Here is a 7,089-nt window from a genome sequence, read left to right on the forward strand (position 1 = left end):
TTCTCCTAAAGTTTCGCGTACTGGGTAGACAGATGGTTGACGGCCAAGTCCAAGAGCAGTTGGGCTTCGCGCAACGAGGCATGTCCGTAGTGGTGCCAGTCGTAAGCATGCTGGGTCAGCCGGTAGGCGCAGGCCAAACTAAAGCCGGATTCGCCAATGGCCTCGGGATAGGTATCCAGCAGTCCCAAGCGCAGCGGGTCGAGGTTTGTGCGCAATGCGGGGTAGAAGGCATAGAGCTCGGCAATTTCACCAAGAACCCATCCGAAGTCATAGGCGGGAGCCGCAAGTCCAGTGTCCTCTCCGGTCAACAGCGATCCACTACGGCCATTTGCGGTGAGCACCCAATGAGCCATGCCGGGGGAGCCATGCGCCAACGCCGAATCCTGAGTGCCCAGCATTCGCTGCGACCACCGCTTCAGTTGGCCTAGGGCCATGGGGCCCAACGTGTGCAACGCAGGCAACCATTTTCCACTCAGCCAGCCTTCGGCCCGTTGCAACGTGCGCGGTTCGCGAAGCGTTGTTTGACCGGTTATGGGGGTAGCGTGCAGATTATTGAGCGCCTCACCCCACAGCAGACCTATGCGGTGCATGTCCTTGGGGGAGCGTTGCTGGAGTTGTTCAGCAACGGTTGTGCCGGCAGCGGTAGCGTAGCTGCGAAATGTGGCGGTTCCCTCTCCCCACACAATGTGTTGCCGCTGATTCTCCGCAGAAGGGTTTTGCGTCTGGGAGAAATCGAGTGGTGCCTGGGCACCCAATCGTCGAGTCCACACGGCTTTGCCCTGCCCCAAATGCAGCTCCGTGACGAGCAGGCCCGTCGTGAGCCGGCGCCTTGGCGTGCTGCGCGGTTGCACTTCGGTTGTAGTCATTGCCGCTCAACCCCCGTAACAAGATCAACGAGTAAACGACGTTCCGACTCGAGGCGGCGCAATACTGCTGGAAAGGCGGGTGGAACCCAGGCGTCGGAAATAGCGCTGGATTCGCTCGGGCCGGGGACAGGATTGATCACGAGGAAGTTCTTCGGTTTGCGCAACTTCTCCAGAATATCCCTGACCAGTTGGTTTTCCATTGCACGTGGAGGAAGCGACGGCGCTATGCACACCCTTGCATGGGTGCTCAGCGCCGCAAGCAGTGAGGGGGAATCGCTGATGCCGTGGGCAAGCCGCGAAGTGTAGTCCAACGTGGCCGGGTAGATCAGGATCAGATCCGCCCACTCGGCCAAATCGATATGGGCCGCGATAATTTCATCGTCCCAATGGTCGGATTGGATCCGGGCCCGTAGCCGAGTCTCAAGGCTGTGACGGGTGATGAAACGGCTGGCAGAATCGCGCATGACGATCCTGAACTGTGTTTCGGGGGCAGCTTCTAGGGCCCATTCAAGCCAAAACGGCATCATTTGAGTGGCAGCGGATCCGGTAAGGACCAGCACGACTTTTCGGTAGCCGAATCCTTCGAGCGTGAGATCCAGCTTGGAGGCGTCGGCCTTACTTTCTGCGGTGGTCATGGTGTTCCTTTTTGAGGGACTTGATGGGTCCGGTTGGGCGACGGCCCGAATAACGGCTCTGGGGCCGTCGCCTGACCGGGGTAGGACGGGGACTAGCAGCCCATCGTGAGCGTTGCGCCAATGAGCACGCCAGCGCAGAACGGGCTGGTGGCGGGTGCTTCGGTGGCGGCGTCGGCGCCGAGTTCACCGGCGGTGGTGAAGGTGTTGTGCGCCTGGGCGAGGTCGGTGAGGTTGGCTTGTGGTGCGAGTGCGTTGTTGTCCATGTTTTGCTCCTTTTTGGGTGTGATGGGTTGGTGGGTGTGGGGGCTTAGCAGCCGGCGCCGAGGGTGGCGCCGATGATGATGCCGACGCAAAGCGGGCTGGTGGCGGGTGCTTCGGTGGCGGCGTCGGCGCCGAGTTCACCGGCGGTGGTGAAGGTGTTGTGCGCCTGGGCGAGGTCGGTGAGGTTGGCTTGTGGTGCGAGTGCGTTGTTGTCCATGTTTTGCTCCTTGAGATAATTGCCGTTGAAGGCTGATTGTGTTGTTCCTCGGATGAGGTGTGAACGCGTTTCCAGAGGCTGCGGGGGCGCCTCGACGGTACGCAAATTTTTGGGGGTGCTTCACCGAGGCGCTGAATTCGCTGGCTCGTGAATGCGGAAAGTATGAGAAGCTCAGAGATTGGTTGCCGGATTACGGGGATCGATCCTGGCTCTGGTCGCCTCAAATGCCCAGGCATCCTGCAGTCGCATCTCGTTCTTGGCCGCGGTCAGCAGTGCATCGGTGAGTACCCGGGAGCGGTGCTGTCCGAAGCTCAGCCCTCGGTGGGAAGGCCGTGGATCCGCCGATTCTCCCGCTTGCGAGAATCTTGGAGACAGCCGCTGGGTAAAGATCGAGTGCTCCGTGTGCGGGGCTGAGATCCGAGCCGTTGCGGCGGTGAGACGGTCGGCGATCTCCTGCACAGCGGTGTCTGGCACGTAGAGCACCATCGCGTCGCTGCGCGGATAGGCGAGGGAAGAGGAAAGCGCTTTAGCCTGATAGCCGCCGGCTGACTTTGCTAAGACATCTAGGACGATAGGCCAGAGTTCCAAGGCTTGAGCCGCCGAATCGCAGGTGACATAGATTCGTGCAGTGACCTGCTCCGCATCGATTCCGCTTGCTCCGAGCGCCAAGACGTATCCGGGAGTGGTCCGGGTGCGCCAGCTGGGCGTGCGCACGGCCGCTTCGGATGAGGGATCCAACCGAGACACATCGTGGTGTGGGACAAGTACCTTGACGCCGCCGAGGGTGACTACGTGGTGCTTGAGACCTTGGACATCGACCGTTTGCCTTGCGGGCGATCCGGATTGCTGCCAGATGCTTCGGTGGGGGATATCCGCGATTAATTCGTCCGCGAGATCCTGGTACCCGGTCGTTGGCATATTCTCGATGAGCGGATTTCTGATGTGCAGGTGAGTGTAGGTGGCCGCGCTAAGCTGCGATCTGAGCTCACTTCGACTTCCTGCGCTCAATGAGGTGCTCCCGATACGCGCCGTATTCGCCGCCAAGTCCACCCTGACGTGATCGGCCAATCCTTCAAGTATTCGCTCAAAGCTCGCCCAGCGGGTGAGGGTCGGTGGCATCAGTGTTCACTCCTTCCGAATCCAAGGGCTTGGTAATAGCTGCCAGGACTAAGCAACGCCTTTCGTCCGACGCCGGCTGCGGCTCGTTCGATGCCAGGTAGCCGGGAGACCATTGCAGCTCGGGCAATTGAACGATCGATGAGATGCCAACCCAGATGCGCGGTGGCGCGCACGGGGAGCTGCTCGTCATAGCCGGTAGCGATGCGGGTGTAGCTGCGCCAGAGTTCCTGGATCTGCGGGACCACCATGCCCATGCGTTGCGCCATGACCGCTGTGGCCAGCTCTTCGTCGAAATGTTCCGGGGGCGCCCCGGCATTGCCCCGGCTGGTGACCGTGTCGAGAACCGCGCGGTAGATCCATTCTCCGGCCAGCATGCCGAGATCCCGGGCGGGATCTCCTAGTCCGAATTCCTCCCAGTCGAGCAGGAGTAGCTCGTTCTCCTCAAGATGAAACTGGTCGAGCCGCAGGTCCGCGTGGATTGGGCTGGTTTGATGCTGCAGTTCCCAGTCACGCAGTTCAACGGCTGCATTGATGAGTAGATTATCGGACTGCAACTGCGCCCACAGCGCGATTTCGGCGAGGGTAAAATTCTGGTACTGGGCCTGCGGAACGCCGAGGTGCAGCATTTCAATCGGGGGACTGGAAATGGTGGTGGGCTCCAGACCTGTCGGGGCAGCGGTATGCAAACGTCCAAGGATTTCACCGGCCCGTGACGCGAAATCTGCCGGCACCCGTTCCTCAACCACCATGCTGGCCAGGCTTTCACCGGGGCAGTAGTCAAAGATGAGAAGGCGTTCAATTTCATTCGAGGCGATCAGGCGTGCGCTTGCCGGCGCATGGTGCGGATGCGTGTGGGTGAAGCGTGCGAATTCCAAGGAGCGATTGAACGCTCGCGGCGTCGAAGATTTTTCGGAGAAACGTTTGGCAAAGACCTTGCTGCCATCGGCTAGCGTCAGGACCCAGGTTCCGTTGCGCCCGGCAAAAGCTGCCGGAGAAATACTCCGGACCGAGGCCCGCCCTAGCTGTTCCAATAGCGCATCAGCCAAAAGTGAAGCCTGATGAGCCTCGGGGTTCAAAGATCGAGGATAAAGCGTGGTCGTGCTCATGATGATCTGCTTCCTTCCTGTTCGTACCGGCGACGCCGATACGAACAGGGAATCTCGAAGAGCTGACGGGGTCGCTAGCGGAGGAAATTGGTGACGACGTAGGCAATGGCGACGCCGAGGGCGAGCAAGGCGAGATTACGCAGTTGCTTTCGAATATTCGAGGGCCTCTTAGCGAGGTTCTGGTTATTGTCGTTGTCAGTCATGGGGTGTCCTTTCGTCATTGACTGCGTGAAGCGGGAGAATCTAGGCGGCATCGTCGGAGCTGAGCGCATCGCGTAGCGAGACTCGCGAACCGGTACGCAGCGCGTTGTTCCGGTAGAGCTTGGTGGCCATCCAGAAAAGCACTGGAATAGACAGCACCGCGATTGCGGCGGAGGTCGCCATCTGCCAGGCATCTACTCCATCGAGTCCGACGCGCATCGGCATGAGGTACGAGGAGAACAGCGGTACGAACGACAGGGCGTGCAACCAGCCGTTCTCAAGATTATTGGGCAGGACATAGAGCGCTAGTACCAGCAGCACCATCTGCAAGACCGAAAGCGGCATAACCGCAGAAGCTAAGTCTTCTTGGCGGGCCACGGTGGCCGCCAGCGCCGTGTTCAATAGCGCAAAGATGGCATATCCAAGCAAGAACCAGATCAGGAACCACACCAGGATAGGTCCAGCTTCCACGTCGAGTAGCGAGAAGCCTCCCACCACTGAGAACCCGAGCACCCCTGCGCCACCGATGACCAGTAATTGCGTGAGAGTTACCAGGCCGATGCCGATGAGCTTGCCGAGCAGCAACGGCGTGATACCGATTTTGGTCAGCAGGATTTCGACGACTCTCGAAGATTTTTCCTCCACGACCCCGGTGGTCAGGCTTTGAGCCGAATAAACCAGAGAGGTAAGGAGCGCACAGATCATGGCCGTGGCAAAGAGCATTCGAGGATTAAGCGTGAAGGCCTGAAATTGCTCCATGGAGTTCACGAGGAACCAACCGCCGATGCCTGCTGCTGCGGCGACTCCCAGGGCAAGTAATCCGGTGGTAATCAAGATGGTTCGATTGGCCGTCCGGGTGAGGATTTCGCGCCGAATTACCAATCCAGTTTCGCGGAACGTTCCGCTCAGGCCCGGCATGGTGTTAAGGCTTAGCGGCTGGGTGGTCATGAGATTCCTCCTGTATTCTGGGCGAGTTGTGCGTTGATGGTCAGTTCGCCACGTCCGGCGGAAATGAAGTCCTGGGACAGCAAGTCGTCCAAGGATCGCTGAATTGCTTCGATGCTGCGCAAGGAACCATGACGTTGCGCCGCCGCCAGTAGCGCCGGCGGTAGGTCCAGATCGGTTCCGGACATGGACACGAACACCGTGCTGTGGTCATCGGCGGGCAACGTGACTGTGAGCCCTCGGATCATGGCGATCTCTGCTGCGAAGCCGTCGGCATTCGCCGAGAACCTCAGCTGCCATCTGCTCTGGCCGTCGTTTTGCAATTCGGCGACACTGCCGCTGGCCTTCACTCGCCCTTGGTCGAGGACGCAAACCTTGTCGCAAAGACGCTCTACCAGGTCAAGCTGGTGGGATGAGAAGAGCACCCCCACACCGCGGGCAGCCTGTTCGCGAAGCAGCGAACCCATCGTGGCCACCGCGGTTGGGTCCAAACCAGAGAACGGTTCATCGAGGACCAGAAGCGCAGGATTGCCGACGAGCGAGACAGCCAACTGGACACGTTGCTGATTGCCCAGCGACAGGTCCTGGATTAAGGTTTTTTCCCGGCCAGTCAAGCCCAGGGAGCCGATAAGATCGTCGGCAACCGCTCTGGCCTGTTTTCCCATATGGCCTTCCAGCAGGGCAAAATGGATAATTTGCTCGCGGACTGGCATTTGCGGGTAGAGTCCGCGTTCTTCTGGCATGTAGCCGATGGCTCGACGATCTGCCGTGGTGATTGGTGATCCATCCCAGGTGATTTCTCCCCGGTCGGCGTTCAGCAATCCGAGGATTAGCCGCATCGTGGTGGTCTTGCCGGCGCCGTTACCGCCAATGAACCCGACGATCTCGCCGCGTTGAACCGAAAGGTCCATATCGTGCAGAACCGTGCGGTTGCCGAAGCTGCGGACGATGCCGGTGAGCTGCAGTCCGTTCATGAGGTGCTCCTCGTGTTGGTTTCGTTATCGATACCGACTCTATGGAGCGAAGAACGAGCTGACCCTGTACTTGAGTACAGTTCTGCATTGTTCTAAAGGCCAATATTCCTTCCTGAGCGGGAACTGATCAGCACTCCTGACAGATTATTTGAGCGTATATTCGCAGACTATCGATTCGCTTCCCGCAGTTCGAAGTGTGGGTATTCGGCCTGCCGCCATTTAATCCAGCTGAATCATATAGAGCGGAATTATTGGTCTTTTGTATATGTGCCGCATGCGCGGGGCGGTGAAAAGTTGTTGGTGGCACAAAGCTGCCGGGCACGTCATCATCTAGATCGCGAAAACTGGAGAAACTCATGGTCAAGTTGCTTACCGCTGGAACCGTTGCACTCAACACCACACTTATTTCCTTGGCCGACTCGGCATTCAGCGGAGCATTGCTATGCCAGTACTTCGGATTCTCCTGCTAGCTCAGGTTGCGAATTCCACGCTGAGTAAAGGTATAAACGTTGCTCATGACTCAGTGGGCCATGGGATTCAGCAGCTGCCGATAGCCCCATGACGCGTTTTCGCGCAAATGCAGAATAAGGTGCTACAAGCCGCGCTGAGTCCATTCGCTCCTGCTCGCTGACCCTTGCGGCGCCGATACGGGACGCAGACAGCGGGATCCGGCATTAAGGACTTGCAGAAGGTTAAACGAAAAAGTCTCGGGACATCAAATCAACGATGTCCCGAGACTTTTACTTTTTGGTGCGCCCAGAGGTG

Annotated in this window: 9 protein-coding genes; all 9 read right to left on the minus strand. The window is 58.8% G+C overall.

The annotated features are described in order from the left end of the window. Positions 1-5 precede the first annotated feature (5 nt). Positions 6-866, minus strand: a complete 861-nt coding sequence (locus tag ACT3TP_RS13185; RefSeq protein ID WP_141393514.1) for a hypothetical protein — start codon at positions 864-866, stop codon at positions 6-8. Then, entirely contained in the window at positions 863-1,501 is a 639-nt protein-coding gene (locus tag ACT3TP_RS13190) for a flavoprotein (RefSeq protein ID WP_096285377.1), read from the minus strand. The genes ACT3TP_RS13185 and ACT3TP_RS13190 overlap by 4 nt, the downstream gene beginning before the upstream one ends. 92 nt (positions 1,502-1,593) lie before the next feature. Next, positions 1,594-1,764, minus strand: a complete 171-nt coding sequence (locus ACT3TP_RS13195; protein ID WP_176484142.1) for an LxmA leader domain family RiPP — start codon at positions 1,762-1,764, stop codon at positions 1,594-1,596. A 44-nt stretch (positions 1,765-1,808) separates the two neighbouring features. Beyond that, positions 1,809-1,979: an LxmA leader domain family RiPP gene (locus ACT3TP_RS13200; protein WP_181148426.1), complete on the minus strand. Its 171-nt coding sequence runs from the start codon at positions 1,977-1,979 to the stop codon at positions 1,809-1,811. Positions 1,980-2,150: 171 nt separating this feature from the next. Next, positions 2,151-3,098: a T3SS effector HopA1 family protein gene (locus ACT3TP_RS13205; RefSeq protein ID WP_176484141.1), complete on the minus strand. Its 948-nt coding sequence runs from the start codon at positions 3,096-3,098 to the stop codon at positions 2,151-2,153. Beyond that, positions 3,098-4,204 (minus strand): class V lanthionine synthetase subunit LxmK, encoded by a 1,107-nt coding sequence (gene lxmK / locus ACT3TP_RS13210; RefSeq protein ID WP_255248400.1) that lies wholly within the window; start codon positions 4,202-4,204, stop codon positions 3,098-3,100. Before lxmK ends, ACT3TP_RS13205 begins: the two co-directional genes overlap by 1 nt. Positions 4,205-4,278: 74 nt before the next feature. Continuing rightward, the gene (locus ACT3TP_RS13215) at positions 4,279-4,407 is read right to left on the minus strand and encodes a hypothetical protein (protein ID WP_255248399.1); all 129 of its coding nucleotides are present in this window, start codon (positions 4,405-4,407) and stop codon (positions 4,279-4,281) included. 40 nt (positions 4,408-4,447) lie between these two features. Then, positions 4,448-5,353 carry an ABC transporter permease gene (locus ACT3TP_RS13220; RefSeq protein ID WP_096285373.1) on the minus strand — a complete coding sequence of 302 codons (906 nt, stop codon included), beginning with the start codon at positions 5,351-5,353 and terminating at the stop codon, positions 4,448-4,450. Further along, on the minus strand, positions 5,350-6,324 hold the full coding sequence (locus ACT3TP_RS13225; protein ID WP_096285371.1) for an ABC transporter ATP-binding protein: 975 nt from the start codon (positions 6,322-6,324) through the stop codon (positions 5,350-5,352). The genes ACT3TP_RS13220 and ACT3TP_RS13225 overlap by 4 nt, the downstream gene beginning before the upstream one ends. Between the last annotated feature and the right edge of the window lie 765 nt (positions 6,325-7,089).

This window comes from Glutamicibacter sp. AOP38-B1-38 (assembly GCF_052377485.1).
In the GTDB taxonomy this organism is placed as follows: domain Bacteria; phylum Actinomycetota; class Actinomycetes; order Actinomycetales; family Micrococcaceae; genus Glutamicibacter.